A 26,046-nucleotide genomic window follows, 5' to 3' on the forward strand; every position below is an offset into this window, starting at 1 on the left:
TCAAAACAGATCCGCCGGGTCAGCTGCCGCCAGCCTTCGCGTGGCGATGGCGCCCGACAGCGAGCAGGCTACCAGCGTTCCGATCAGCACGATCGCCGCCATATCCCAAGTCATCGCCAAAGGCAGATTGGTGGCCTTTTTCATTCCGACCAGCAATCCCGTCCCCACGATCACCCCGGGCACGAAGCCGAACACGGCCAGGATCAGCGCCTCCTCAAAAACAATACCGAGGAAGAATTTCTGCGGATAGCCCATCGCCTTGAAGGTCGCATATTCCGACAGATGATCGGCCACGTCGGTCGAGAGCACCTGGTAGACGATGACGATGCCGACCAGCACGCCGATGATCACGCCAAAGCCGAAAATGATGCCGGTCGGCCGCTTGGTCTGCTGGTAGCTGAGATCGTCGGCCTTGGCCTGATCATAGGAGCGGATGCGCAGCGACTTGTCCGAAATCAGGTCCCGCAATCGGGCCGAAACAACCTCCGGGTCCGCCCCCGGCTTAACCTGCAACAAGATATGATCGGGCGCGGCCGAACTGCGCGCCGGAAACAGCGACAGGAAAGTCTGGTCCGACATGATCATATAACCGTCGCCGCCAAATCCGCCGCCGCCTTGAAAGGTATCATACAGCGTCACCGTCTTGCCGTTCACCTCGAAGCTCGCCGGTGTCTGCGGACGGATCGCGGCGGCTTCCTCAGGCGGCAGGCCACGGGTGGCCATGTCTAAAATGCCCGAGTCCTTCAGTTGCAGCGTCGCCAGCTTGGGTTTGAGCACCGGGCTTAAAAAATCAGGCAGCGTCGGGTCGATGCCGAAGCTGGTCAGCCCCAGCGTCTTGGTCGGGCGCGGCCAGTTTGTGTTGCCGACAAATATCCCGGTCCCCAGCGTCACTTCCGGATCGGCCTGCGCCTGAAACAGCCATTGCCGCGCGACATTGCCACCCTCGGTCATCGAATTGGCGTCCGAGGCTGAAATCATGATGTCGGCATTGAAAAAGTCATAGGGCTTCAGCGTTGCCGTCGCCATCGAGTTCATGATGCCCAGTTGCACGAACACCAGCACATTGGCAAACGCAACGCCGGCAATCGCCGCGGCAAAGCGGGTGCGGCTGTGGGTCAGTTGCAGCCAGCCGATCGGCAGCCGCCCGAACAACCATTGCAGCAAACGGCTCATGGATTGCTCTTGGTGGCGACCGTTCGCGTATCGATGCGGGCGATCACCTCGAGATTGGTGTAGCGCGCGGCAACATCTGACGACGCTTCATTCAGCTCAACCATCACCTTGATAACCCGCGCATCGGTGTTTGCAGCCGTGTCGTCTGACAGCAGTCCCTGACGCCCGACTGTCAGGCCAATCGACTTGACCCGGCCCTGCAGCGTCTGGCCGATGGCGACCGCAGCCAGTTCCACCGGCTGACCTTCGGCGACATTGGCGATCCGGTCCTGATAGACCTCGACCTCGGCCATCATGTGATCGGTGTCACCAATCAGCATGATGCCGTCGCTTGGCGGCTTCTCCCCCGGATTGGCCATTGAATCGAGCACCACACCGCTGATCGGCGCCAGAACCGCGGACCGGACCAGATCCTGCTCGGCACGGGTCAGGTCTGCCTTGGCGGCGTCGAGATTGCGCGCCGCGACAATCACATCGGGCTGCAGTTCGGCAATTTCGCCGGTGAACCGGGACAATGTCGCCTCGGCCTTCTGCACCGCAAGAACCGCCTGGCGCTCGGCTGCCGCAAGCGAATCGAGCGAGGCCTGGGTGATCACGCCGCGCTCGAACAGGGACTTGCCCCGCTCAAGTTCGGCCGATGCCTCGGTGCTGGCGCTGCGCGCCTGCTCCATCGCCGCGCGGGCTTCAGCCTGCGAATTCTGAACCGATGCGGTGGTTTGAACCAGCGCCGCCTCACGAACGGCGACGTTGGCCTCCGCCGAGAGCACCGCGCTTTGCAACTGCCCCTGATTGTCGAGCCGCGCCACCACAGCACCCTTTTCCACCCGGTCACCGATGCTCACCAGAACCTCAGCAATCCGTGCATCACCGGCACCATAGGGCGGCGCCACGATCGACACATCGCCACGCGGCATTAGCCGGGCCAGCCCGACCACATCGCTGGCCTGCATGGTCGCCACCATCTCCTTGGGCATTTCATATCTGGCGGAAGCGCGATCGGCGTGGCCGAACCGGCACCGGGCTGCAAACCGGTCAACGCATAGAATTTCTGCAAGGCGATGGGCTGGTAATACATGCCGATCACCCCACCCGAGAACATCAACACCGGGATCAACAACACCAGCAGATAGCGCTTGCGAAACCGCCACCGTCGCCGGACGACTGGCTGACTGTCGCTATCGTGCCGGATGACGTCCAGCGGCAGGTCGGGTTCGGGCGAAGATGTCATTGAAAAGTCCAGTTCTCGGGCTCTGGCTGCAAACTGAGCCGAAACATATTGTTTTCAGCATATTTTTACAACGCCATTCCCCGGCGATGTGTTGTCGGGAAAAGATCCACGCAAATTCCGTCCGGTTGGCGCCGGGGTGACTTCCGGGGTTGCCGCCAGTAAGAAATTCGGCACATTACAATTCGCTGACAATGCGCGTGGAAGGAACCCCAAAAATGGCCGATCAGAATGGCCCAATCCACGACGAGCCGGCACTTGCTGTATCAGTGGCGTTGGAACGTGACGGCAAATTCCTGCTGGTGCTGCGCGCCAACCCGCCCGCCCAGCACATGTATGCCTTTCCCGGTGGCCGGGTCGAACCGGATGAAAAGCTGGAAGATGCGGCCTTGCGCGAACTTGCCGAGGAAACCGGGTTGAAGGCAGCCAATCCAAAGCCGTTTGCCAGCTTTGACCTGCCCTCAAGGCGCGCCGACGGCAGCATGTCCTCGCATTTCCTGCTCACCGTGTTTGTTGCCGAGGACTGCGGCGGCGACGCCGAAGCGCTCGATGACGCCAAGGCCGTTGGCTGGTATTCGCCTGCGGAGATCCGCAATCTTCCGGTGCCCGAAAGCATGCTCACCTGCATCGACATGCTGACCGGATCAACACCATCCAAAACCTGAACTAGTCAGCGTCGCCACGGTCAGGCCTCAAGCGAATGTGAGCCGGCTTGATTGGTTTCAGGGTGCCGCAGACGCTACAAAACCACATGAACGGCTTTCACCCCACCCGCCCGGCCAAGGCCGGTTTATTGTCGTTGCCGCCAATTTTCGCGATTGCGGCGGTGGTCGTGGCCTCGCTTGCGCTTTCAACGGTTGTGGCGCTCGCCACTCCCGAGCGCTGGCAACAGGAGGGGTGGAAAACCGATTTCTCCCGATCCAGTATCGATTTTACGAGCATCAAGTCGGGCGGGCCGCCGCGCGATGGCATCCCGCCGATAGACGACCCTGCCTTCCTTCCGGTCAACCAGGCCTCCGGCCTCGATGACAAGGAGCCAGTGATATCAGTGGTTATCGATGGCGCGGCCCGCGCCTACCCGCTGCGGGTGATGATCTGGCACGAGATCGTCAACGATACCCTTGCCGGTCGCGCCATAGCGGTGACTTATTGCCCCTTGTGCAACGCTGCCATTGTCTTCTACCGCACCGTTGAAGGAATCGAAACAACCTTTGGCACCACCGGCAAGCTGCGCAATTCCGACCTGGTCATGTATGACCGGGAAACCGACAGCTGGTGGCAACAGTTTACCGGCGAAGCCATCACTGGAGGCCGAACCGGCACCAAGCTTGAGGTGATTCCCTCGCGGCTCGAAGCCTGGGCCAGCTTCCGCGACCGTCACCCCGATGGCGAAGTGCTTACGCCCGGCAATCCCGGCCTGCGCCAATACGGCCGCAACCCCTATGCAGGTTATGACAGTTCCCGCGTACCGTTCCTCTATAACGGGCCGATGCCCGAAGGTATTGCCCCGCTATCCTATGTGGTGGTGGTGCGCGAAGGTCCTGAGCCGATTGCCATCTCGCTCGACAGGGTCCGCCGCGATGGCATAATCACGGTCGGCGGCGTCACCATCAGTTGGGTAACCGGCGTGCGCTCGGCGCTCGATACCGGGACCATCGCCCAGGGCCGCGAGATTGGCAGCATCACCGTGACCCGCAATGGCGAGGATATCGCCCACGAACTGACTTTCGCTTTCGTTGTCAGTGCCTTTCTGCCCCAGACCGCCATTCTCGATTGACACACGCACCACCAACGGGATTTCATCAATCGAAGCCATGGTGTATGGGAACATACATGTTGCGCAGTCTTGCCCAGATCCTGATCTTGCTTGTTTCCATCGTCCTGTTGGGCGGGCCCATCGCTGTCCATGCCGCAGCGGTCGATGAGGCTACCGAGCCAACGATCGAAGCTGACCAACCACCCCCACCCTATGAAGCCCGGCTGTTGCGTCTGGCGGAAATTCTCGGCTCGGTGCAGTATCTGCGCAACCTGTGCAACCCCGAAGGCGAAACCGACTGGCGCGAGACCATGCAGGCGCTGCTTGACAGCGAAACCGTCGGCGAGGCCACGCGACGCGAACATTTGACTGCCGGCTACAACCGTGGATACCGCGCCTTTGCCGCAGTTTATACCTCCTGCACCGACGCCGCCCGCCTGGCCGAGGAGAGATACCGTCGCGAAGGTGCAACACTTGTCTCTGAAATGGTCGCCCGATACGGAAATTAAGTATTTGTTAACCCTTATCGTCTCGGCCCCGTGCCGAATCCAAACAAGCCGTGCTACGGTGTTAACGACATAGTAAGCAAGAGTTGGCTCGCATGACACAAACCACGCTCCACACCCCCGATGAACTCGACGAGTTGATCGTACAGGAAAAGCTTCAGGTTGCGCTGGAATTGCAGCATGACGCCTGGGCTGAAAGTACGGCCGACGGCATCGAACCGGAGATCATCGCCGACGCTGCGATGATCATTGCGATTCGCGAAACGGTCCGCGCCCTGGGCGAGGACCAGGCCGAAGCTCTTGTGGAATCGCTGCGCGGGCGCATTCTCGCTGGCGAATTTTCACCCGAGCGCATTCTTCAATAAAGGTACTGGATGGGTCAAAACGTGGTCGATCAGCCAAGGCACGAGTTCCGATCGGGCGATTTGATTGTCTTGTTTGCGCTCGCCTTCACCCTGCTGGCAGTATTTGCTTTGCGGCCGGCCCATGCCCTGAGCGAACTCAAGCCGGTCGAGCCGCCGGTTATTGCGGACGAAACCACCAAGACGCCACCACCACTTGACGGCCCGCTGACCAATCCCGATGGCGGATTGCCCGACCCGAGCCCGATCATCCGCCAGACCTTGCCGTCACCCGCCGGTGATGACGACACGGACGAGCCTGACATTGCCGAACCGGTGGAGGTGATGACCGATCTCGCGCTGTTGCCCGAACCGGCCCAGCGCATGCGGCAGTTGATCATCGATGCCGCATCGAGCGGCGACCCGGAAAAATTGCGCGCGCTGTTTGGCATCGGCCCCACCGCTACACAGCTTTCGCTGGGCGAAGTCGACGCCGATCCGGTCGACTATATCCGTTCGGTCTCCGGCGATGGCCAAGGACAGGAAATTCTGGCGATCCTGATCGACCTGCTCAATACCGGCTTCATCCGCGTGGGCGCGGGCGAAGCGGATGAAACCTATATCTGGCCCTATTTCGTCGCCCTGACCATCGATGAGCTCACGCCGCCGCAGCGGGTGGATCTGCTGCGCATCGTCACCGCTGGCGATCTTGACAACATGAAGACCTATGGCGGCTACAATTTCTACCGCATCGGCATTTCGCCAGACGGTGAGTGGCGTTTTTTCCTGGCCAGCGATTAGCGCCGCGCCGCCGCGCGCCCTTGTCCGCCGGCTGCCAAGCGCCTACCTATCGACCAGCCATTATCTGATTCAGCAGGAGTCTCGCCCAGTGCCAGCCCTCGTTCTCACCGACCGTATTATTGTCCACGTCGACGGCGCCGAAGCGGAGCATTTCCTCCAGAATCTGGTCACCGCCAATATCGAGTCGCTCAAGGTCGGCGATGCCCAGCCCGCGGCACTATTGACCCCGCAAGGCAAGATCCTGTTTGATTTTCTGATTTCTCGCGCACCCGAAAGCGGCTACCAGTTCGATGTTCGCGTCGATATTGTCGATGATCTGGTCCGGCGTTTGACGCTTTACAAGCTGCGCGCCGCCGTGACCTTCGAGAAGCTTGCAGAGACACCGGTGATAGCCGGCTGGGAAAGCCCCGCGCCCGAAGCCGCGCTGCGCGACCAGCGCTTTCCCGAACAAGCCCGCGTCTGGCGGCTCTATGGCAGCGGATCGGTGGTCGATGCCAACCGGCCCGACTGGGACACTGTCCGGATCAGCTATGGGGTGGTCGAATCAGGCACCGATTACGCGTTATCGGATGCATTTCCGCATGAATTGCTGATGGACAAGAACCACGGCGTGGATTTCCGCAAGGGCTGCTATGTCGGCCAGGAAGTGGTTTCGCGCATGCAGCACCGGGGCACGGCGCGCAAGCGGCCGGCAACGGTGACAGCCGAAGCGCAACTGCCTGAAACCGGCACGCCGCTGCTGGCCGGCGAAAAGCCTGTGGGAACTCTTGGCACCGTCGTCGGTACCCAGGCACTGGCGATCGTGCGCACCGACCGGGTGGCCGACGCGCTCGCGGGTGCAACGCCGCTCACCGCCGCCGGTATTCCCGTGAGCCTGACATTGCCGGAATGGACCGGGCTGTCATTCAAGAGCGACGATGACACCGCCGTGGACGCCTGAACCATGGCCGTAACCGACAAGGCCGCCCGCGCCTGGCAGCGCATGCTCTCGGGCCGCCGGCTTGATCTGCTCGATCCTTCGCCACTTGACGTCGAGATTTCAGACATCGCTCAAGGCCTTGCCCGGGTGGCCCGCTGGAACGGCCAGACCCGCGGCGACCACGCATTCTCGGTGGCCCAACATTCGCTGGTGGTCGAGACAATCATCGGCCATCTGACCAGTGCGTCGCCGGAACTGATGCAATTGGCACTGCTGCACGATGCACCCGAATATGTCATCGGCGACATGATATCGCCGTTCAAATCGGTGGTCGGTGGCGGTTACAAGGCGGTCGAGGCGCGGCTTGAGGCAGCAATCCACATTCGTTTCGGATTGCCCCCCGCCTTGCCCAAGGCGACCAAGGCGCTGATCAAGCGCGCTGACCGGATTGCCGCCTATTTCGAGGCCACCGAGCTCGCGGGCTTTGCCGATGCCGAGGCGCGCGCCTTTTTCGGACCGCCGCGCGGCATCAGCCGTGACATGATCGATGTCGCACCGCGGCCCGCCGCCGAGGTGGAGAAGCTGTTTCTCAAACGTTTTGACGCCATCGAGGCTGCCCGCCAGACGGAAAGGGGCTGATCCATGCCCTACATCATCGTCTGTCGCCTCAATCAGATTGCCGAGTCGGCGGTGCTGCATCGCGCCAGCGAAATGATCAGCCTGCTGGCTGAAAATCAGGATTTTCACCGCCCTGCGGTAATTGATGCGAACCGTCACCTCAACTTGGGCGTCAACGACATTTCCGAAGACCGGCGAGGTCTGGTGGCGCCGGCCGAAATTCATGTCGATCGCATTATCCGCTTCGCCCGCGGCTGGGACAGTCGCGCCCCGCTGCTGATCCATTGCTGGATGGGGATTTCCCGCTCACCAGCCGCCGCCGCGATTGCCGCCCTTGCGGTCGAGCCTGATCAGGACGAAATGGCGCTGGCCGAACGGATGCGCATGGCGTCCCCGTTTGTCACTCCCAATTCCCGTCTGATCGAGATCGGCGACGAACTGCTTGGCCGTGGCGGCCGGCTGGTGCGCGCCATCCGGGCAATCGGCCGCGGCGCCGACACTTTTGAAGGCAACCGCTTCTGCTTCGCCATCAAGCCCGGCGACACGGTGCCAGAGGCCACACCCGGCCGATTCCCAAGCGGGAGCTGAGCATGGAACCCGACCACATCCCGCCGCTGCGCATCGGGCTCAATGCGGCCATTGTTGCCGTCTCCAACCGCCGCCCGAACATCCTTACCGTGCCGGCAGCACCAGCCAAGGGGCCAGCCGACGGGCTGCCTTTCGGCCCTTTCGACCCGGACCGCCACCGCACTTTCGAGGCCAGTCTGCGTGACAGTGTCGAGAGCCAGACTGCGCTGCATCTGGGCTATGTCGAACAGCTTTATACCTTTGGTGATCGTGGTCGCCACCGCCGCAACAAAGGCGACGGCCCGCATCTCGTCTCCGTCGGTTATCTGGCGCTTACCCGCGCTGACGCCGAAAGCCCTGATGCGCTCTACGCCACCGGCGCGCGGTGGCGCGACTGGTACGACCTGTTTCCCTGGGAAGACTGGCGCGATGGCCGCCCGGCCATGCTCGACACCATCATTCTCCCACGACTGCACGACTGGATCGCCAGCACCGGTAACACCGCCAAGAAGCTCGAGCGCATGGCCCGCTCGCGGCTGGCCTTCGGGCTCAATGATTTCCCTTGGGATGAGGAACGCGTGCTCGACCGCTACGAATTGCTCTATGAAGCCGGTCTGCTGACCGAAGCCGTCGCCGATCAGCGCGTGAGCACCACGGGGCTACCCGCACCGCTCGGCTTTGCCATGCGCTTCGATTATCGCCGCATCGCCGCCACCGCGGTGCAGCGGTTGCGCGCCAAGATCAAGTACCGGCCGGTGATCTTCGAACTTATGCCTCCCGCCTTCACCCTGACCGAGTTGCAGGCGACCGTCGAGGCGATTTCCGGCAGGCATCTGCACAAGCAAAATTTCCGCCGGTTGGTAGAAGGCGCCGAACTGGTCGAACACACCGGCGCGGCAAGTTCTGCCACCGGCGGCCGTCCTGCCGCTCTCTACCGGTTTCGCGCCAAGATCCTCGAAGAACGCCCCGCCCCCGGCCTGCGGCTGGGCGGACGGTAATGGCGCGGGGGATTCAATGCGTCAGCAAGTGATCTGCCGTGGACATCCGGCCTCCGATACACTCTTTCCAGGAACAAACCGAAATCCAATAGCCAGGAGTACAAGGCGAACGCGATGCCGCATTATGACGACTACTGGGTGGCTTCCACCTGCCTGCCGCGCCAGAAAATAAACAGGCCCGAAAGCACAATCAGACCCGATCCGACCAGCATCGCGAAACTCAATTGTTCGCCGAACAATACGATCCCGAGAGCTATTCCAAACAGCAGCCGCGAATATCTGAACGGCGTTACCGCTGACACCTCGCCGATACGCATCGCTTTCATCAGGCACGAATAGGCCACGACGCCTGCCACAACTGCACCCAGTACGTATGGAAACACCCCGACACCGGGCAGCACAAATGGCTCCGCTTTCCACAGCGAAAACAACCCGCCAGCCACGACGATGGATAGAAAACCATACAGACCCAGGATCGTGGTGCTTAGCCCGGCAGGTGCGGCGCGGCTGGCCAGGTCGCGCCCCGCAAATCCGAACATTCCCAAAACGGCCAGAAGCGAGAGGGTCGAGAAACTGTCCGTCCCCGGCTGAATGATGATCACAACACCCACCAAACCGATGATAATTGCGGTCCATCTGCGCCAGCCCACTTTCTCGCCAAAAACCACCGCCGCCCCCGCGACCACCACAAGCGGGGTTGCCTGCAGGATGACGGTTGCCGCCGACAAAGGGATCAGCGCAAGCGCAAGCCCGTAAAACAGCCGGCCCGTGATCTCGAAAACCACACGAATGCACATCGGCCGTGAAACGACGTCCGGGGAAAACAGCGGCTCCTTGTTGATGAGCGCCACGCCGGCAAAAACCAGGGCTCCGCCCAAACCGAAAATGATGAGAACTTCACCGATTGGCAGAATCTCCGACGCTGCCTTGATACAGGCGTCCTCGATGGAAAAAATTGCCATCGCCGCAATCATCCAGACGCTGCCGGCCAGGTCGGCCTTGCGGTCAGTCGCAATGTGAATTGTCACAGATATTCCAGTGCTTCATATAGCTTTGACGATCGCAATTACATCGCCAATCAGCCGTGGTTTTCTCGAATTCCGATGTGTAAATGAATACAATCAGAAAGTGTAGAAGCAGTCAGTTGCAGTTCGCTGACCATTGCTGCGACAGATCACGATACAGAACTTTACTATCGCAGCGGTGGCCAAGCCCCGCTCAGCTAATCACCATATCCAGTCCGATATCAAGCGTCGGCGCAGCCATGGTGATTTTCGAGGTAGAGATATAGTCGACGCCGGTCTCGGCGATTGCGGTGATGGTGTCGAGCGTAACATTGCCGGACGCTTCGAGCGTGATCCGGCCCGCATTCATCTTCACCGCCTGGCGCAGCAGATCCGGCCCCATATTGTCCAAGAGGCAGACATCGGCGCGTTCGTTCAGAACGACCTCAAATTGCTCGAGCGTGTCGACCTCGATCTCGATCTTGACCAGATGGCCGGCAAAGGCCTTGGCAGCCCTGAGCGCTTCAACGATGCCGCCGGCGACAGCGATATGGTTGTCCTTGATCATGATCGCATCGTCGAGCCCGTAGCGGTGCGAAGAACCGCCGCCACAACGCACGGCATATTTCTCCACCGCCCGCAGGCCCGGAATGGTCTTACGCGTACAGGTGACCCTGGCGCTCGTGTGGGCGATGGCGTCCGCAAACCGCGCGGTGTGGGTGGCAATGCCCGACAGGTGCATGAGGAAATTCAGCGCTACCCGTTCAGCCGACAGCAATCCGCGCGCCGGTCCTGAAATCCGGGCGATGGCTGCACCCGGTTCGACTCGCGCGCCATCCTGCACCAGCCGATCGAAGCGGATCGCCGGGTCGATCAACCGGAATGCCGCCTCTGCCAACGGCAGACCGGCGATGACGCCGATCTCGCGGCTGTTCATCTCGGCAGTGGCCTGCTTGTCCGGGCCGATGGTGGCGCTGGTGGTGATATCCCCGGCGCGGCCCAGATCCTCAATGAGTGCGGCGCGCACCTGATCTTCGATCATGAGGCCCGGCAGATCCGGCAGGTGTGCTTTTAATGGCATGGTTCAACCCTCCAGGAGATCGGGAATGATGGCGTTCGCCTGGTCCAGCGTCACGATGGTGCGACGTTTCCAGTAGGGCATTTCCTGCGGATAATCCGTGCGGAAATGCCCGCCGCGGCTCTCCAGCCGGTTGAGCGCGCAGACCGCGATCAGTTTCGCGGTGGTGATGACATTGTCAAATCGCACCGAATGGCTCTCGGTCGCAAGCTTGAGAATGGTGCGCAGCGCCTCGCGCATGCCTTCACCGTCACGCAGCACGCCCAGATGGGCGCTCATGATCTGGCGCAGCGCCACCATGTTGGGGTGGTCATTCTCGGTCATGTGCTCGTCGGTCGTCACCGACCCCGCCTGCCAGTCCGCCGGCGCATCGCCGCGCATCTCGGCCTTCAACGTTTCGGCGATCCGTGCGGCAAACACCACCGCTTCCAGGAGCGAGTTCGACGCCAGCCGATTGGCGCCGTGGGCGCCGGTCGAGGTGCATTCGCCGCAGGCCCAGAAACCCGGCAGCGACGATCGCCCGACAATATCGGTCCAGATCCCGCCCATGAAATAATGCGCCGCCGGAATGACCGGGATAAGATCCTTGGCCGGGTTGATGCCTGCTGCCGTGCAATAGCCATAGACGGTCGGAAATTCGGCCTCAAAATCATGGATTGCCGTGCGGCAATCGAGAAACGCGCCCCTGCCCGCCTTCACCTCGGCGAAAATGCCGCGCGCGACCACATCGCGTGGGCCCAATTCAGCATCAGGATGCAGCGGCAGCATGAAACGTTCGCCGGCGGAGTTGACCAGCGTCGCGCCATGGCCGCGCAGTGCTTCGGTCGCCAGTGGCGCGGGGTCCTTGCCGATATGGATCGCGGTTGGGTGAAATTGCACGAATTCCATGTCGGCAAGCCGCGCGCCTGCGCGCGCCGCCATGCCGATGCCGCCGCCACGGGCTTCGGTCGGATTGGTCGTCACCTCATAGAGATGGCCGATACCACCGGTGGCCATCACCACATGAGTTCCGGTGATGCGGTGCAATTCCTCACCGCTGCCGGCCTTGTCGCGGGCCACGACACCACTGACACGGCCATCTTCGACGATCAGTTCCTCGGCCACATAGCCTTCAAGCACCCGGATCGACGGCGTCTTGCGCACGGCTGCGACCAGCGCCGCCATGATCGCGCGTCCTGCCATGTCGCCTTTCACCCGCACGATCCGGCTTTCCGAATGCGCGGCCTCGCGGCTGACGGCCAGCTTGCCCTCGAGATCGCGGTCAAACGGAACGCCATATTCGAGCAGATCGTGGATCCGGTCGGCAGCCTCCCCCGCCATCGCTCCGATTACCGCCTCGTCGACGATGCCGTCGCCGGCGATGATGGTGTCGGCGATGTGTTTGTCGGTAGTGTCACCCGCACCCACGGCGGCGGCGATGCCGGCTTGCGCCCAAGCCGAGGAGGCGCCACGGCCGATCGGCGCCGCCGCCAGCACGGTCACCGCCTTTGGCGCCAGTTTGAGCGCGCAGAACAGCCCTGCCAGCCCGCCACCGATAATGACGACATCGTCACTCCCGGTGCGTGGCTTGGGCACAAAGGCGGCAATCGCTGTCGATGCCATGGCGGGGCTCCCTGCTGGCTCTGGCCTGGCGTTCGTCGCCGCGCCGTCAGTTCTTCAGATTGATCATCCGTTCAACCGCCAGCCGCGCCCGACCGGCAATCGCCGGGTCGATCCGTACTTCCTCGGCCATCATCAACAGGCTGTCGAGGATCTTGGGCAGGGTGATGCGTTTCATGTGCGGACACAGATTGCAGGGCTTGATGAACTCGACACCCTCGACTTCGCTCTGCACGTTCGACGCCATCGAGCATTCGGTCACCAGCAGCACCCGCGCCGGTCGCGTATCCTTGACGTAATTGATCATGCCGGCGGTCGAACCGGAATAATCGCACACCGCGATCACGTCAGGATGACACTCGGGATGGCCGATGATCTCGATTGTCGGATCCGCCTGCTTGTAGGCCAGCAGTTCCTCGGCGGTGAAGCGCTCATGCACTTCGCAATGGCCCTTCCAGGTCAGAATTTTCTTCTTGGTCTGCTTGGCGATATTCAGCGCCAGATATTCGTCGGGAATGCACAGCACCGTATCGGAATCGAAACTTTCGACAATCGCCACCGCGTTCGACGATGTGCAGCAAATGTCGGTCTCGGCCTTCACGTCGGCAGATGTGTTGACATAGGTGACAACCGGCACACCCGGATAACGCTCCCTGAGCAGCCGCACATCGGCGCCGGTGATCGAATCCGACAATGAACACCCCGCCTTGGCATCGGGAATCAGTACTGTTTTATCGGGATTGAGCAGTTTCGAGGTCTCGGCCATGAAATGCACGCCGCACTGAACGATGATCTGGGCATCGACCAGCGTCGCCTCGCGCGCCAATTGCAACGAATCGCCAACGATGTCGGCAACGCAATGATAGATCTCCGGCGTCTGGTAATTATGCGCGAGAATTGCCGCCCCGCGCTCCTTCTTGATCCGGTTGATGGCGTGGATATAGGGGGCGTAGACCGGCCATTCGATTTCCGGAATGTGATCGCGTACCCGCTCGTAAAGATGCGCGGTTTCGCGCGCCACGGCGGGCGAATAGCTCAGTTCTGGCCGGTCCAGAACACCAAATCGCTCGGCTGCGCTGGGCGTCGATTTCACAGTCTGGCCGTTCTCGGCTGTTTCCATCCGGGTCATCGCAACCCTCCCGTCAATCTCTATTATGCTCACATTGAGCATAATAAGCACCAAAAGAAACCGGCAATGCCGGTAAGCCCCTCACATAAGACGTTGCTGGACCGATTGCAAGCGAACGCAATGTCGCATTATCCGTCAACCGAGACTGATTTATTCGAACAATTTACTCTTTTCCGCGTCCTCGGCCGGAGCAGCGTCCGGATTCTGGGCCAGCGCGGTTTCCAGCGTATGCTCGACTTGTGTGGCAAATTTTTGCGCCGGATTGATACCAAGCCCGAATGCTTTGGTCACGCCGCCCAACACATGCTCGATGCGGATTGCCCCATTGCTTTGTTCGTCGGAGACAAATTTGATCGACAGATGTTCGGCCTCGCCCTCACCGCCGACCACATCGCCAATCGGTTTGGAAAACAGTCCGACCTTGTTGTCGGTGGCCACCTTGGCCCATTCCGGCGCCTTGCGCAGATAGGCGATGAATTCGCGCGCCTGATCAACCGTCATCATCGCTGCATGGCCGCCGCCCTCGGCGCCATCCTGCGCCGGGATCACAATCGACGCCATCAGCAACAGCCCCCGGTCCTTGTCGGGCACGGCCGTGCAATAGCTGAACCCGGTACGCCCGGTCGCCAGATCGGTGAGCTGCGCCGGGTCGCCAAGGATCGCGCCATAGGGGGTGATCACGAATTTGGTTTCCGGATCGAAGCTGGCCCGGTCGGGATCAAATTCATCTGCCAGAGCCATTGATGTCAGCCCCAGGCCAACCACAATCGCGGCGAACACGCGTCCCACTCCCTGCATCATGCCTGCTCCCCTGCTTAATCGGATCTAATGCAAGCATCACTGCCTGACCTGCAGGTGTCAACAATTGCCCGCCTTATGCCGGCCGGTTGCCGGTCCGCTGCAATATCCGTTGATAAAACCGGCCGATCACCAGCAGCGAGCCGCCAAGCCCGATGAACGAGAACGCGCGCAGCACCCCGGTGAGCGCCGACATGTCGATCAGGAACACCTTGGCCACCGTCAGCAGGATGATCGCCGCGGAAGCCGCCCGCAACGGCACTGATTTGAGCATCAGACCGAGCGCCAGCACACCTCCGCCCATGGCCAGCCACACCACCGAATAGGACCAGATTTCAGCATCCGACGTCGCGCGGAAGAACCGCACATCGCCGCCCTGAAACCCATGCCGGGTCATCAAGGTGGCATAGATGAACAACAGCACCGCACCCACCCCGCCATAACCGTAGCGATACCAGCGCGGCCGCGTCGGTGGCGACATATAGGCGGTCAGCACGGCGAGCAGACCGGTGACCAGATAGCCCGGCAACAGCAGGTTGAACACATGCCCCTCGCCCACCGGATCGCCGGCCAGAAACGGGTTGAAGGCCAGCACCAGGCCAAGTGCCATGGCGACAATGCCGATGGCGCCGGCGACCAGCGATGCGAAGCCGAACACGTCGGCATTGCCACGCCTTGCTGCCAGTTGCAGCCCGATGGAAAAGCCTAGCGCCGCGATCGACTGGGTGGCCATGTCGATCAGCCCGAATGGCGCACCAAGTATGTCGCCGCCCGCAAGCAGGTGCCGCAGTTCGAGCGCGACAAACAACGCCAGCAGCGACAGCCCGAAGGCAATCACCAGTTCTCCCGGGCGTCGGCCACCGGCGGCCCTCAGAGCTATCCCGCCCCAGATCAGCAACACGGCAGGCACGCCGGTAATCAAGATCAACTTGTTGAAGATCGGCGTTATACCGATCTGATCGGCAGCAAACGGGGCGTTGAACAGCAGCCCCGACGTAGCCAGCAACGCCAGCACCACCGAAAGCCAACCGAGAGCCGGAACCGGCCGGACGCGGCAAACCATGCAGGCGCCTGCCACTGTGACCGCAAAGCCAAGCGGCATCCATTGCCGGGTCAGGAGAATACCGATGGCAAGACCCGTCAGCGCCACAGCCCCGACCGCCAGCCAGGCCGGTGCGGGCGCCGACCAGTCATCCGGCCTTGCGCGAGTGAAAATCTCGGTCAACGCCACAATCACGGCTGCCAGCGCCAACGCCGCCAACCCGGTGGCGACATGGGTCTCGAAAGGCGCCACCACGAGGTAAAACGCAGTCATCGCCAACACGCCGATGATCGTCGCCGCCAACGCCAGCCGCCCGGCCATTTTCGGCGCCATTGGCGCTGCCCGCAATCCAAACCAGACGGCAAGGGCAAAGGAAGGCACAGCCAGCAGCAGCCCGTCGCGCGCAAACCCGGCGATATCGGGAGCGATCATGCCATCGCGCAGATCGATGCCGGTGGTCATGCCGGTCAGGATCGGGAAATCGACCCGGAGCGAGATCTGCGTCAGAACCACCAGCGCGGCGGACACCGGCGCCACCAGCGACAGCGCAGGCCAGGTTCCCGCTGCCGCCATCAACACGGCGGCAAGAACAGGAATTGCGGCAAGCACCGGGAAATGGGCACCGCCGGTCCAGGCCGCAACAACGGCAATCAACACGATTTCGAGCGTGGCAGCAAAGGCGATCCACAACGCGGGCCGGTCCGCCAGTGGTTTTGGCCGGTCAGATACGCCCACGACCAGGCTCCCAAGATGGACGCCAAACAAAAGCAGCAACAGAACGCCCAGCATGACGCCGGCGACATCGGTTCCGATTGTCAGCAACAATGGCGTCAACAGGGTGGAGCCGACGATTCCGCCAATCGCCAGCCACAGCCAGCCGCGAATCCGCGCAACCCCCATCACCGCCGCGGTTACCACCAGGATATGCAGCCCAAAAGCCACCGGATCAGGCGTATCTGACGAAACCAGAAGCGGCGCCGCATAGGCGCCAACCAGCCCGATTGCGGCAAGCTTCGGCCCATGCACCGCGGAAAGCAGCAGGCTGGCGATCCCGACAACCGTCAACCCCACAAAGGCGATGGCCGGCCCAATGAAGCCGTAGAGCGCATAGGCGGCATACAGGGTGCCGAAGGCACCAATCGCCGCCGCCCCTGTCAGAATGCCGGGAATATCTGCGGTCATCAGCATCGGCAGCGCATCTCGCCGGTCACGCCTGCGCATGACCTCGCCGGCCGCAAACAGCCCGACGGACATCAGCGCCCCCATGGCGGTTCGCGCCCGCGGGCCCAACAGCCCCGCCTCGATCGAATAGCGCGCCAGGAACAACACACCGAGCGCAATCGCCAGACCGCCAAGCAGGGCCGACCAGCGACCACCGATCAGGCCTTCGAGATCGACGCTCTTGCGGCTGCCGGCGACCGATGAAACCGAGGTATCTGCCGCCAAGGCCGCAGCGCGGGCGGCAACTGGTTCAACAATCGGCTCGTCAGCGGCATCGCTGGTGTCCGCCTCATTGTCGGGTTCTCCACCATCGCCTGTATCCGCCGCCTGATCCTCGACCGATATTTCCTCGGGCGGCAACGAAGCATCGCCCTTAGCCGCACCGGCATCAGCATCAGTTTCGTCCGGCGCATTGTTTCCAAGCTGATTGAGATCGCGGCGCAGCAGCGCAATCTCCTCGGCCATCCGCCGCTGGTCGACCTGCAGGGTGCGAACCCAGAGCACCAGCGCAACAAGAACAATGAAACCGAAAAGACCAAACATGAAAATATCCATCAAATGACAGGTTGGCCTACACGCCTTCTGGCCGTGCCACAACTATTGACGGCACCCGATACAGGACACGATGAATGGGCGGTAAATCCGACCTCGCATCAATTTCGGTGATCTCTGCATTCAGGTAAATGCACTTGTCGATGGCCGCCGAATCCCTATTGTCGCTGCACAATTAGGGTACTCCGATGTCACAAGACCGTTCCGCCGCGGCTCCCACGCCGTTCCCCTGGCTGATCATCATCGCCGGCTGCGCCATCGCCCTGCTTTCCTTTGGGCCGCGCTCGGCGATGGGTTTTTTCCAGTTGCCGATGCTCGCCGATACCGGCTGGGACCGCACCACCTTCGGTCTCGCCATGGCAATCCAGAACCTGTTCTGGGGGCTGGGGCAACCAATCTTCGGCGCCATTGCCGACCGGTTTGGAACCTGGCGGGTGCTGGCGCTTTCCTCGGTGCTCTATTCAAGCGGCCTGGTCATCATGGCCAATGCCGACAGCCCGACCTGGCTGCACATTGGTGGCGGCGTGCTGGTCGGGCTGGGCATCGCCTCGGCATCCTTTGGTATCGTACTGGCGGCATTCGCCCGCAATGTCGCCCCTGAACAGCGCTCGCTGGCCTTCGGCTTTGGCACCGCAGCAGGTTCGGCCGGCATGTTCGTTTTCGCCCCCCTGAGCCAGGGCCTCATCGATGCGCTTGGATGGTCCGATGCGCTGGTCTGGCTTGGCATGCTGATGCTGGTGATCCCGCTTCTCGCCATTCCGCTGCGCGGCAATGCCTCCTCCGGCAGCCAGAAACAGACCGATGCCGAACAATCAATCGGCGCAGCACTGCGCGAAGCACTGGGCCACAAGAGCTATGTGCTGCTGATTTCGGGCTTCTTCGTCTGCGGCTTCCAGGTGGCCTTCATCACCGCCCACTTTCCGGCCTACCTGCGCGACATCAACATTGCCGATTCCTATGCGGTGCTGTCGCTGGCGCTGATCGGTTTTTTCAACATCATCGGCTCGCTGGCGTCCGGCGTAATCGGCCAGCGCCATTCCAAACCGATGTTCCTGGTATGGATCTACCTCAGCCGGTCGGTTGCGGTCACTGCTTTCCTGCTGTTGCCACAGACCGAAACATCGGTGATCGTCTTTGCCATCGTCATGGGCCTGTTGTGGCTGTCAACGGTACCGCCAACCAACGCGCTGGTGGCAATCATGTTCGGCACCCGACATCTCGGCATGCTTGGCGGTGTCGTTTTCTTCTCGCACCAGGTTGGCTCGTTCCTCGGCGTCTGGCTCGGCGGCTACCTCTATGATGTTTTCGGTACCTACGACCCGGTCTGGTGGCTGGGCGTCGCCCTCGGGCTGTTCGCCGCCGTTGTCCATTGGCCGATCAGGGAGCAGCCGGTCGATCGTCCGGCGCTGGTGCCAGCCGAATGAACCGGCAGCCCGGCGCTCAGCGCATCAATTTGGCAATCGGGAAGATGGCGCAGGTTTCGGTTCCGTGGGCCAGCAACTTGCCGGAACTGTCACGCAGATAGGCCTCGGAGGTGGCAATCGTCTTGCCGCGGTGGACCAGCCGGCCTTCGCACGCCAGTTCTCCCATCCCCGGAAGGATCGGTCGCGTCAGATTGAGCTTGAATTCGACGGTGGTGTAGCCCTCCCCCGGCTCAAGCGTCGTCATCACCGCACAGGCAAGCGACGAATCCAACACCGTCGCCGCCCAGCCGCCATGGATGGTGCCAAGCGGATTGAGATGCTCCTCGGTCGGGCTGCCGGTGAATACGATCAGCCCCTCTTCCACCTTGGTAAGCCAGAAATTGAGCGTTTTCGCCATCGCCGCGCCCGGCAGCCGACCCTCGAGAATGCCCTGCGTCACCGATAGGCCACCCTCTTTCGCGACAAGTTCAAGGGGCACGACGCCAGCAAATTGCCGGTCGGCGGCTGCATTGGGAAGATCATTCATTTCATCAATTCCGTTTCAGACAGGACAGGATCTGCCGGTGGCATGGCGCGCAGCGCCGCTGTGCAGAAACTTTCGCGGCTGATCGGCGGCTCGATCCCGCGTGCTTCAAACACATGCCGGTCAAGAAAATACCCGGTCAGCCGGAATGCCTGCCCCAGCACCTCTGCATTCGTGCACGGACAGTCCCGGTCAGTCAGGAATTGCGGCAAGGCCAGCATCCGCTCGGCCCATGGCGCACCCGCGGCGGCCGACACGGCACGTCCGCTTTTTGGCGATACATAGATCAGTTCGGTCCGCACCCCGGTTGCTGCACACGCACTCAGATCGAGCCCGAAGCCAAGATCCTCAAGCACGGCCAGTTCGAACCGGACATAGAGCGCCCCCGCCTGCTCCGGCGTGTCGAGACTGTCGAGAATGACAGCAAACGCATCATGCAGGCGTGGATGGGAATCACGTTCGGGCAGCAGCCTGAGCAGCGCCGCCATGGCCTGAACACCGTGGACCCCAATGGCGCTCTCCATCAGCCGCCCGGCCCGCGCGTTGAGCACTTCGACCTGATATTGCCCCAGATGCTCGTCCAGTCGGGCGCGCCAGACAAGGTCGACCGAATTGCCGGGCTGCAACACCGGCTGCAACCGCTTTGAGCGGCCACCGCGGACGATGCCAAGATGGCGGCCATGCGCATGGGTCATCACCTCGGCGATGACCGAGGTCTCACCATGCTTTCGCAGGCCCAGGATGATTCCCTCGTCGCGCCATTCCATGGATTGAATGTGCCCGCTCAGTGCGGAAATTCAAGTCCCATCTCGCGGTAGCGCTCGGGGTCATTGCCCCAGTTCTCGCGCACCTTGACGAACAGGAACAGATGCACCTTCTGGTCGAGGATCTCGGCTATCTCCTTGCGCGACGCCTGGCCGATAGCCTTGATGGTCTCGCCCTTGTGGCCAAGCACGATCTTCTTCTGGCTATCGCGCTCGACATAGATGACCTGCTCGATGCGAACCGAGCCATCCTTTTTCTCCACCCAGCCTTCGGTTTCGACATGCGAGGCGTAGGGCAATTCCTGATGCAGGCGCAAAAACAGTTTCTCGCGGGTGATTTCGGCCGAGAGTTGCCGCATCGGCAGATCCGAAATCTGGTCCTCGGGGTAATACCACGGGCCTTCCGGCAGTGTTTTCGCCAGATAGTCCATCAAGTCCTTGCAACCCGAACCGTTGAGCGCCGAGATCATGAAGGTCTCGTCGAATTTTGCCTTCTCGTGAATGGCAGCGGTCAGTGCCAACAGCGTATCGCGCTTGACCTGGTCGATCTTGTTGATCACCAGCACCTTGTGCCCATGCCTGTCGGCCAGCGAATCCAGCAGCGCTTCTGCTTCGCCCCTGATCCCGCGCTCGGCATCAATCAGCACCAGCACCAGATCGCCATCCTTGGCGCCGCCCCAAGCGGTTGTCACCATCGCCCGATCGAGCCGCCGCTTGGGCGTGAAGATCCCTGGCGTGTCGATGAACACGATCTGGGTGCGGTCATGGATCGCAATCCCGCGCACGATCGATCGCGTGGTCTGCACCTTGTGCGAAACGATCGACACCTTGGCGCCAACGAGCTGGTTCATCAGCGTCGACTTGCCGGCATTGGGGGCGCCGATCAGCGCCACAAAACCGGAGCGGGTCGGCCGCTTGGGTTCTTCGACGATAGTTTCTACGTCGGGGGTATCGGAGGTATCGGGTGTATCACTCATCATCTTGCCCTGCGGGGGTCTGCCAGACGCCCTCACGTTCGAGTATCGCGGTCGCGGCGGCCTGTTCGGCCGCACGCTTGGATCGGCTTTCGCCGCGAGCGGACTTGGCGCCCTCAATGTCGACTTCGACGGTAAACACCGGCTCATGGTCGGAACCGCCGCGGTCCGTCACCCGATACACCGGCGTCACGCCAAATCGCGCATGCGCCCATTCCTGCAATTCGGTCTTGGCATCGCGCCGCGCCGCATCATCGGCGAGCGCGCGCGTTCTCCAGTGCTTGTCGATGAAGGCACGCGCTGTTTCGAGCCCGGCATCGAGATAAATCGCCGCAATTATTGATTCTACCACATCGGCGCGAACATTGGCCATGCGCTTGCCGGTGAGCTTCTTCACATCCGCACCAGTGCGGATAAATTCGTGCAGACCCAGCTCGTCGGCAATTTCACTGCAGGTCTGGGCGCTGACCAGTTGGTTGAGCCGCACCGACAATTCGCCTTCGCTGGCGTTGCCGAAATGGCTGAACAGCAATTCCGCGACACACAGCCCCAGAACCCGGTCACCAAGGAATTCCAGTCGCTCGTAATTTCCGCCCACCGCGGTTCGCGTGCTCGAATGGGTCAGCGCCCGTTCAAGCCGCGCCGGGTTGGCAAAGTGATGACCGATTCTTTCCTCGACTCCGGCAATCACCTCTGCCTGTTTTTTGGAAGCGCGCTTCATCGCTGAGCGGATTTGAAGAACCGCTCGATGCGCAGGTCAGACGGCCACTTCCATATTTCCAGCGGCGAGGAATCCTCGGCAATGGAGAAGAACAGGATGGTTGCCCGGCCGATAAAATTCTCCAGCGGAACGAAGCCGACGTCAAAGCGGCTGTCGAGCGAATTGTCGCGGTTGTCGCCCATCATGAAATAATGGCCTTCCGGCACCAAAAATTCGCGGGTGTTGTCGCCTGGTGAGTTCGGGTTGATATCGAGCGTCGTGTAGCTCACGCCGTTAGGCAAGGTTTCGCGATAGATCGGAACATCGGCGCCCTGATTATAGCGCCCTTCCGGCGTATAGAAACCGACTTGCTCGCGCTTGACCGCTTCGTCATTGATATACAGAACGCCATCCTTCACCTGAATTCGGTCACCGGGAAGACCAACCACGCGCTTGATGTAGTCGATCTTGGTATTGGACGGCAGCCGGAACACCGCGACATCGCCGCGTTCAGGGTTGGACGACCAGATCCGGCCGGAAAAAAGATCCGGCGAAAACGGCAGCGAATATTTCGAATAGCCGTAGGAAAATTTCGAAACGAACAGGTAATCGCCAACCAGTAGCGTCGACATCATCGACCCGGACGGAATGCTGAACGGCTGGAAAAACAGCGTGCGAATGATCACTGCAAGCAGCAGTGCCTGGACCAGAACCTTGACGTTTTCCCAAAGGCCGCTGGATTTGTCTTTCGATGTCTCGGACACGCTTGGATTTCCTCAGATGTGGCGCGGATGCGCCCTCTCTAGCTGTTTGCATCGTTTCCGGCAACACCGCCGCCAGGCACACGGCTCGTTTGCATTCAAACGCCGGGCAGCGCCTCGATAACGACGAAAGCCTGAGCCAGTGGATAATCATCGGTTATTGTCAAATGAATGGCGCAAGTCATGTTTGCCGGCGTCATTGCCAGTAATCGTTTGGCAGCGCCGCCGGTCAGTTCCATAGTTGGTTTCCCGCCAGGCAGATTGACAACACCCATGTCTCGCCAGAACACGCCCTTCGACAAGCCTGTGCCCAGTGCCTTGGAACAGGCTTCCTTGGCAGCGAATCGCTTGGCGTAGGATGCCGCCCGGTTTTTGCGGCGGTCCGAGCGTTGCTGCTCGATTTCGGTGAAGCAGCGCGTGGTGAACCGTTCCCCGTGCCGCTCAAGCGTTTGCTCAATTCGCCTGATGTCGATCAGGTCGCTGCCAATGCCGATGATCACGCCCGTCTGGTCCTGTCCGCGGCGCGTTCAGCCCGCGCTGCCGCCATTTCCTGAAGCCGTGCTTTAGCGCGTGCCGCCAGCCGTGATTTTCTCCGCGTCTGAAACGCGCCCACTGCCCAATAGGTGACGACATAAAACACGATGCCGCTGAACAGCGCCGGTGGAATCGAGCCAATCAGCATCGGCTTGAGCACCGGATCCCACAACTGGCTGATGTCGAGATGCCTCAACAGCGCTTCCAGATTGATCTGCTTGTGATGCGCGCCGGTGGAGACGCCGATAAGCTGGTTGCCGAACTTCAACGTCAGCGCCCAGATGAAGGGAAACGAAATCGGGTTACCGAAAGCAGTGCCGATCGCAGCCGCCACCATGTTGCCTGCCAGCAGATAGGCGAGCGCGAAGGCGAGGACGAAATGAAACCCCAGAAGCGGCGTCCACGAGGCGAACACCCCGGCCGCCACGCCGGCGGCGATGGCGTGTGGACTTGCCGTCAGCCGCAACACACGCTTGATAAGATACTGAAACGAGCGCGCAAAAGAGCGACGAGGCCAGAGCGCAGTGCGCATCCGGTCAAAAAATCCCTCTGGTCTTCGGCGACGAAACAGCATTTGGTGTCCGTATATCGCTCTCTTTGTGTCAGTCCTAAGTCAACCGACAAATTTCTGGTCGACTCAGGGGCGCAAGATCCCAAGTTCAGTATGCCGGCCAACACCAAAGATTGGGTAAAGACCGTGGCCTTCTCAAGCCCGGCAGAGGCGTCGGTCGCACGGCATGTGTGGCCGGTGAGCCGCCGTGTCAGCCTATTCGTAGATGCGCTCCACCGAGGAAACCGGCTCCAGCCCCTTCAACTGCGTGATCAGTTGATTGAGATGCTTGAGATCCCATACCTGAAGATCCACCAGCATTTCGGTAAAATCCGCCGCTACCCGAACCATGGAAAGGTTCTGGATATTGGTTTCACTCGACGCGATTACCTGCGCCACCTCGGCCAACGTGCCCGGCGCATTGATTGCGGTGACCAGGATCCGGGAGGGAAACCGCTTCTTGTTATTCTCGTCGATATCCCAGCGGATGTCGATCCATCGGCTCGGCTCGTCATCGAACTTGGTCAGTTCGGGAGACTGGATTGGATAGACGGTAATTCCTGCTCCCGGTTGCAGAATACCGACGATCCGGTCGCCCGGCACTGCGCCACCGGGGCCGAAATTAACCACGGAATTATCATCCATGCCGCGAATCGGCATTGCATTCTGATCCCTCTCCGCTCCTGCCCGAAGCGAAGCCTTGGCCGTCTTTTGCGATTTATTCAGCCCCGGCAGCTTGAAGATCAGACCCGCTGCGCTGCGGAGGTTGAACCACCCCTCGTCGGCTGGCTTGCGGGCTGGCGCCCGGGTTTCCTGATGATTGGGATACACTGCCAGCAACACATCGTCTGACGCCAATTCGCCGCGCCCGACCGCCGCCAGCACATCCTCGACTTCCTTGTGGCCAAGCCGGTGCAGGACCGGTTTCAGGCCATCGCGGGACAGGGGTTTGCCTGCCCGGGTGAATGTTCGTTCGAGAATGCGCATGCCGAGGCCGGAATACTGTTTGCGCACGGCTACCTTGGTCGCACGACGAATAGCCGCGCGGGCCTTGCCGGTAACCACGATTTTTTCCCACGCCGGTGGCGGCACCTGAACACCCGAGCGCAGGATCTCCACCTCGTCGCCATTGGCGAGACGCGTCACCAGCGGCATGATCCGGCCGTTGATCTTGGCACCGACGCAGGTATCGCCGATATCGGTATGGACGGCATAGGCGAAATCGATCGGTGTCGCGCCGCGCGGCAATGCGATCAGCTGTCCCTTGGGGGTAAAGCAAAACACCTGATCCTGGAACAGCTCGAGCTTGGTATGCTCCAGGAAATCCTCCGGGCTGTCGCCCACCGACAGCGCCTCGATGGTCTGGCGCAACCACGAATAGGCGCGGCTGTCTCGCGACAGCAGTTCGCCTTCGGCGCTGTTGCTCGCATCCTTGTAGAGCGCATGCGCGGCCACGCCGCGTTCGGCGATCTCGTCCATGCGCCGGGTGCGAATCTGAAGTTCAACACGCTGCCGCGATGGACCGACAATGGTGGTATGGATCGAGCGATAGTCATTCTGTTTGGGGGTCGATATATAATCCTTGAAGCGACCGGGCACCACCGACCAGCGCATGTGCACAATCCCCAGCGCGCGGTAGCAATCGGCTTCGGTATCAACAACGATGCGAAACCCGAACACATCCGAGAGCTGCTCGAACGAGAGCGATTTGGATTCCATCTTGCGAAACACCGAATAGGCTTTTTTCTGCCGGCCACGAACGCTGGCATTCAGGCCTTCCTGCTCGAACAACGCCGACAGTTCTCCCTCAATGGTGCGGATCAGGTCGCGGTTGCTCTCCGACAACTCGGCAAGCTTCCCCGTCACCGTGTCGTAGGCTTCCCGGTTGAGATGTTTGAAGGCGAGGCCTTCGAGCTCTTCACGCATCTCCTGCATGCCCATGCGCCCGGCCAGCGGCGCATAGATGTCCATCGTCTCCTCGGCGATGCGGGCACGTTTTTCAGGTGGGACGTGATCAAGCGTGCGCATGTTGTGCAGGCGGTCGGCAAGCTTGACCAACAGCACCCGCACATCGTCGGAGATCGCCAGCAGCAGCTTGCGCAAATTCTCCGCCTGCTTGGCGCGCTTGGTCACCAGATCGAGCTTCTTGATCTTGGTCAGTCCCTCGACCAGCCGACCGATATCTTCACCGAACAGCTCATCGATCTCCGCCCGCGTGGCAGATGTGTCTTCAATCGTGTCATGCAAAAGCGCCACCGCGATGGTGGATTCATCAAGCCGCATTTCCGTCAGGATCGCGGCCACCTCAAGCGGGTGCGAAATATAGGGGTCGCCGCTGGCACGCGTCTGCTTGCCGTGCTTCTGCATGGCATAGACGTAGGCCTTGTTGAGCAGGGCCTCATTGACGTCCGGCTTGTATTTTTGCACGCGCTCTACGAGCTCGTACTGACGCATCATGAAATGGATACTCCGCGACAAGCAAATGCGCC

27 protein-coding genes are annotated in these 26,046 nt (G+C 61.2%); 10 read left to right on the top strand and 17 right to left on the bottom strand.

Annotated features, from left to right (window positions below; translation table 11 throughout):
- The 3 genes from devC to ACK6D9_RS17170 are packed head-to-tail and all read right to left on the bottom strand — an operon-like array spanning position 1 to position 2,401.
- A complete protein-coding gene (gene devC / locus ACK6D9_RS17160) occupies positions 1 to 1,173 on the bottom strand; it encodes an ABC transporter permease DevC (protein ID WP_412049434.1) in 1,173 nt (390 codons plus the stop codon).
- Positions 1,170 to 2,147 carry an HlyD family efflux transporter periplasmic adaptor subunit gene (locus ACK6D9_RS17165; protein WP_412049435.1) on the bottom strand — a complete coding sequence of 326 codons (978 nt, stop codon included), beginning with the start codon at positions 2,145 to 2,147 and terminating at the stop codon, positions 1,170 to 1,172. The genes devC and ACK6D9_RS17165 overlap by 4 nt, the downstream gene beginning before the upstream one ends.
- Positions 2,087 to 2,401, bottom strand: a complete 315-nt coding sequence (locus ACK6D9_RS17170; RefSeq protein WP_412049436.1) for a hypothetical protein — start codon at positions 2,399 to 2,401, stop codon at positions 2,087 to 2,089. Before ACK6D9_RS17170 ends, ACK6D9_RS17165 begins: the two co-directional genes overlap by 61 nt.
- Positions 2,402 to 2,616: 215 nt before the next feature.
- Between ACK6D9_RS17170 and ACK6D9_RS17175 the strand changes: the two genes are divergently transcribed.
- The 9 genes from ACK6D9_RS17175 (at position 2,617) to ACK6D9_RS17215 (ending at position 8,904) form a co-directional block, all read left to right on the top strand.
- Complete coding sequence (locus tag ACK6D9_RS17175) at positions 2,617 to 3,063, top strand: NUDIX hydrolase (RefSeq protein ID WP_412049437.1); 447 nt, start codon at positions 2,617 to 2,619, stop codon at positions 3,061 to 3,063.
- 86 nt (positions 3,064 to 3,149) lie between these two features.
- On the top strand, positions 3,150 to 4,175 hold the full coding sequence (locus ACK6D9_RS17180) for a DUF3179 domain-containing protein (protein ID WP_412049438.1): 1,026 nt from the start codon (positions 3,150 to 3,152) through the stop codon (positions 4,173 to 4,175).
- Between the two features lie 56 nt (positions 4,176 to 4,231).
- On the top strand, positions 4,232 to 4,663 hold the full coding sequence (locus ACK6D9_RS17185; RefSeq protein ID WP_322989516.1) for a TIGR02301 family protein: 432 nt from the start codon (positions 4,232 to 4,234) through the stop codon (positions 4,661 to 4,663).
- A 92-nt stretch (positions 4,664 to 4,755) separates the two neighbouring features.
- Positions 4,756 to 5,025, top strand: a complete 270-nt coding sequence (locus ACK6D9_RS17190) for a hypothetical protein (protein WP_412049439.1) — start codon at positions 4,756 to 4,758, stop codon at positions 5,023 to 5,025.
- 9 nt (positions 5,026 to 5,034) lie between these two features.
- Positions 5,035 to 5,802, top strand: coding sequence for a hypothetical protein (locus ACK6D9_RS17195; protein WP_412049440.1), 768 nt, complete (start codon positions 5,035 to 5,037; stop codon positions 5,800 to 5,802).
- A gap of 88 nt (positions 5,803 to 5,890) precedes the next feature.
- A complete protein-coding gene (locus ACK6D9_RS17200; protein ID WP_412049441.1) occupies positions 5,891 to 6,742 on the top strand; it encodes a YgfZ/GcvT domain-containing protein in 852 nt (283 codons plus the stop codon).
- Positions 6,743 to 6,745: 3 nt separating this feature from the next.
- A complete protein-coding gene (locus ACK6D9_RS17205; protein ID WP_412049442.1) occupies positions 6,746 to 7,360 on the top strand; it encodes a YfbR-like 5'-deoxynucleotidase in 615 nt (204 codons plus the stop codon).
- A 3-nt stretch (positions 7,361 to 7,363) separates the two neighbouring features.
- Complete coding sequence (locus ACK6D9_RS17210; RefSeq protein ID WP_412049443.1) at positions 7,364 to 7,927, top strand: tyrosine phosphatase family protein; 564 nt, start codon at positions 7,364 to 7,366, stop codon at positions 7,925 to 7,927.
- A 2-nt stretch (positions 7,928 to 7,929) separates the two neighbouring features.
- On the top strand, positions 7,930 to 8,904 hold the full coding sequence (locus tag ACK6D9_RS17215) for an NUDIX hydrolase (protein WP_412049444.1): 975 nt from the start codon (positions 7,930 to 7,932) through the stop codon (positions 8,902 to 8,904).
- 131 nt (positions 8,905 to 9,035) lie between these two features.
- Here the strand turns inward: ACK6D9_RS17215 and ACK6D9_RS17220 are convergent, their stop codons facing one another.
- The 6 genes from ACK6D9_RS17220 to ACK6D9_RS17245 all read right to left on the bottom strand — a co-directional run bounded on the left by ACK6D9_RS17220 (position 9,036) and on the right by ACK6D9_RS17245 (position 17,318).
- Positions 9,036 to 9,932, bottom strand: a complete 897-nt coding sequence (locus ACK6D9_RS17220; protein WP_412049445.1) for a DMT family transporter — start codon at positions 9,930 to 9,932, stop codon at positions 9,036 to 9,038.
- 190 nt (positions 9,933 to 10,122) lie between these two features.
- Positions 10,123 to 10,989, bottom strand: coding sequence for a carboxylating nicotinate-nucleotide diphosphorylase (gene nadC, locus ACK6D9_RS17225; RefSeq protein ID WP_412049446.1), 867 nt, complete (start codon positions 10,987 to 10,989; stop codon positions 10,123 to 10,125).
- A 3-nt stretch (positions 10,990 to 10,992) separates the two neighbouring features.
- Positions 10,993 to 12,588 carry an L-aspartate oxidase gene (locus tag ACK6D9_RS17230; RefSeq protein WP_412049447.1) on the bottom strand — a complete coding sequence of 532 codons (1,596 nt, stop codon included), beginning with the start codon at positions 12,586 to 12,588 and terminating at the stop codon, positions 10,993 to 10,995.
- A 46-nt stretch (positions 12,589 to 12,634) separates the two neighbouring features.
- Positions 12,635 to 13,714, bottom strand: coding sequence for a quinolinate synthase NadA (gene nadA / locus ACK6D9_RS17235; RefSeq protein WP_412049448.1), 1,080 nt, complete (start codon positions 13,712 to 13,714; stop codon positions 12,635 to 12,637).
- A 150-nt stretch (positions 13,715 to 13,864) separates the two neighbouring features.
- Positions 13,865 to 14,515 (bottom strand): hypothetical protein, encoded by a 651-nt coding sequence (locus ACK6D9_RS17240; protein ID WP_412049449.1) that lies wholly within the window; start codon positions 14,513 to 14,515, stop codon positions 13,865 to 13,867.
- A 73-nt stretch (positions 14,516 to 14,588) separates the two neighbouring features.
- The gene (locus ACK6D9_RS17245) at positions 14,589 to 17,318 is read right to left on the bottom strand and encodes a DUF2339 domain-containing protein (protein WP_412049450.1); all 2,730 of its coding nucleotides are present in this window, start codon (positions 17,316 to 17,318) and stop codon (positions 14,589 to 14,591) included.
- 197 nt (positions 17,319 to 17,515) lie between these two features.
- On the opposite strand from ACK6D9_RS17245, the gene ACK6D9_RS17250 reads away from it, so the two are divergent.
- Positions 17,516 to 18,751: an MFS transporter gene (locus ACK6D9_RS17250; protein WP_412049451.1), complete on the top strand. Its 1,236-nt coding sequence runs from the start codon at positions 17,516 to 17,518 to the stop codon at positions 18,749 to 18,751.
- Positions 18,752 to 18,767: 16 nt separating this feature from the next.
- On the opposite strand, the gene ACK6D9_RS17255 is transcribed toward ACK6D9_RS17250, so the two are convergent.
- From ACK6D9_RS17255 to ACK6D9_RS17290, 8 genes are all read right to left on the bottom strand, one after another.
- On the bottom strand, positions 18,768 to 19,277 hold the full coding sequence (locus ACK6D9_RS17255; protein WP_412049452.1) for a PaaI family thioesterase: 510 nt from the start codon (positions 19,275 to 19,277) through the stop codon (positions 18,768 to 18,770).
- Positions 19,274 to 20,041 carry a DNA repair protein RecO gene (gene recO / locus ACK6D9_RS17260; RefSeq protein ID WP_412049453.1) on the bottom strand — a complete coding sequence of 256 codons (768 nt, stop codon included), beginning with the start codon at positions 20,039 to 20,041 and terminating at the stop codon, positions 19,274 to 19,276. The genes ACK6D9_RS17255 and recO overlap by 4 nt, the downstream gene beginning before the upstream one ends.
- A 17-nt stretch (positions 20,042 to 20,058) precedes the next feature.
- On the bottom strand, positions 20,059 to 21,015 hold the full coding sequence (gene era, locus ACK6D9_RS17265; RefSeq protein ID WP_412049454.1) for a GTPase Era: 957 nt from the start codon (positions 21,013 to 21,015) through the stop codon (positions 20,059 to 20,061).
- Positions 21,008 to 21,733, bottom strand: a complete 726-nt coding sequence (rnc, locus tag ACK6D9_RS17270; RefSeq protein WP_412049455.1) for a ribonuclease III — start codon at positions 21,731 to 21,733, stop codon at positions 21,008 to 21,010. The genes era and rnc overlap by 8 nt, the downstream gene beginning before the upstream one ends.
- A complete protein-coding gene (gene lepB / locus ACK6D9_RS17275) occupies positions 21,730 to 22,476 on the bottom strand; it encodes a signal peptidase I (RefSeq protein WP_322988960.1) in 747 nt (248 codons plus the stop codon). Before lepB ends, rnc begins: the two co-directional genes overlap by 4 nt.
- Before the next feature lie 95 nt (positions 22,477 to 22,571).
- The gene (gene acpS / locus ACK6D9_RS17280) at positions 22,572 to 22,973 is read right to left on the bottom strand and encodes a holo-ACP synthase (protein WP_322988961.1); all 402 of its coding nucleotides are present in this window, start codon (positions 22,971 to 22,973) and stop codon (positions 22,572 to 22,574) included.
- Positions 22,970 to 23,581 carry a DUF2062 domain-containing protein gene (locus ACK6D9_RS17285; RefSeq protein WP_322988962.1) on the bottom strand — a complete coding sequence of 204 codons (612 nt, stop codon included), beginning with the start codon at positions 23,579 to 23,581 and terminating at the stop codon, positions 22,970 to 22,972. Before ACK6D9_RS17285 ends, acpS begins: the two co-directional genes overlap by 4 nt.
- Positions 23,582 to 23,773: 192 nt before the next feature.
- Positions 23,774 to 26,014 (bottom strand): RelA/SpoT family protein, encoded by a 2,241-nt coding sequence (locus ACK6D9_RS17290; RefSeq protein WP_412049456.1) that lies wholly within the window; start codon positions 26,012 to 26,014, stop codon positions 23,774 to 23,776.
- Positions 26,015 to 26,046: the final 32 nt, after the last annotated feature.

The sequence above is a fragment of the Hoeflea sp. Naph1 genome, from assembly GCF_046837775.1.
Taxonomy (GTDB): domain Bacteria; phylum Pseudomonadota; class Alphaproteobacteria; order Rhizobiales; family Rhizobiaceae; genus Hoeflea.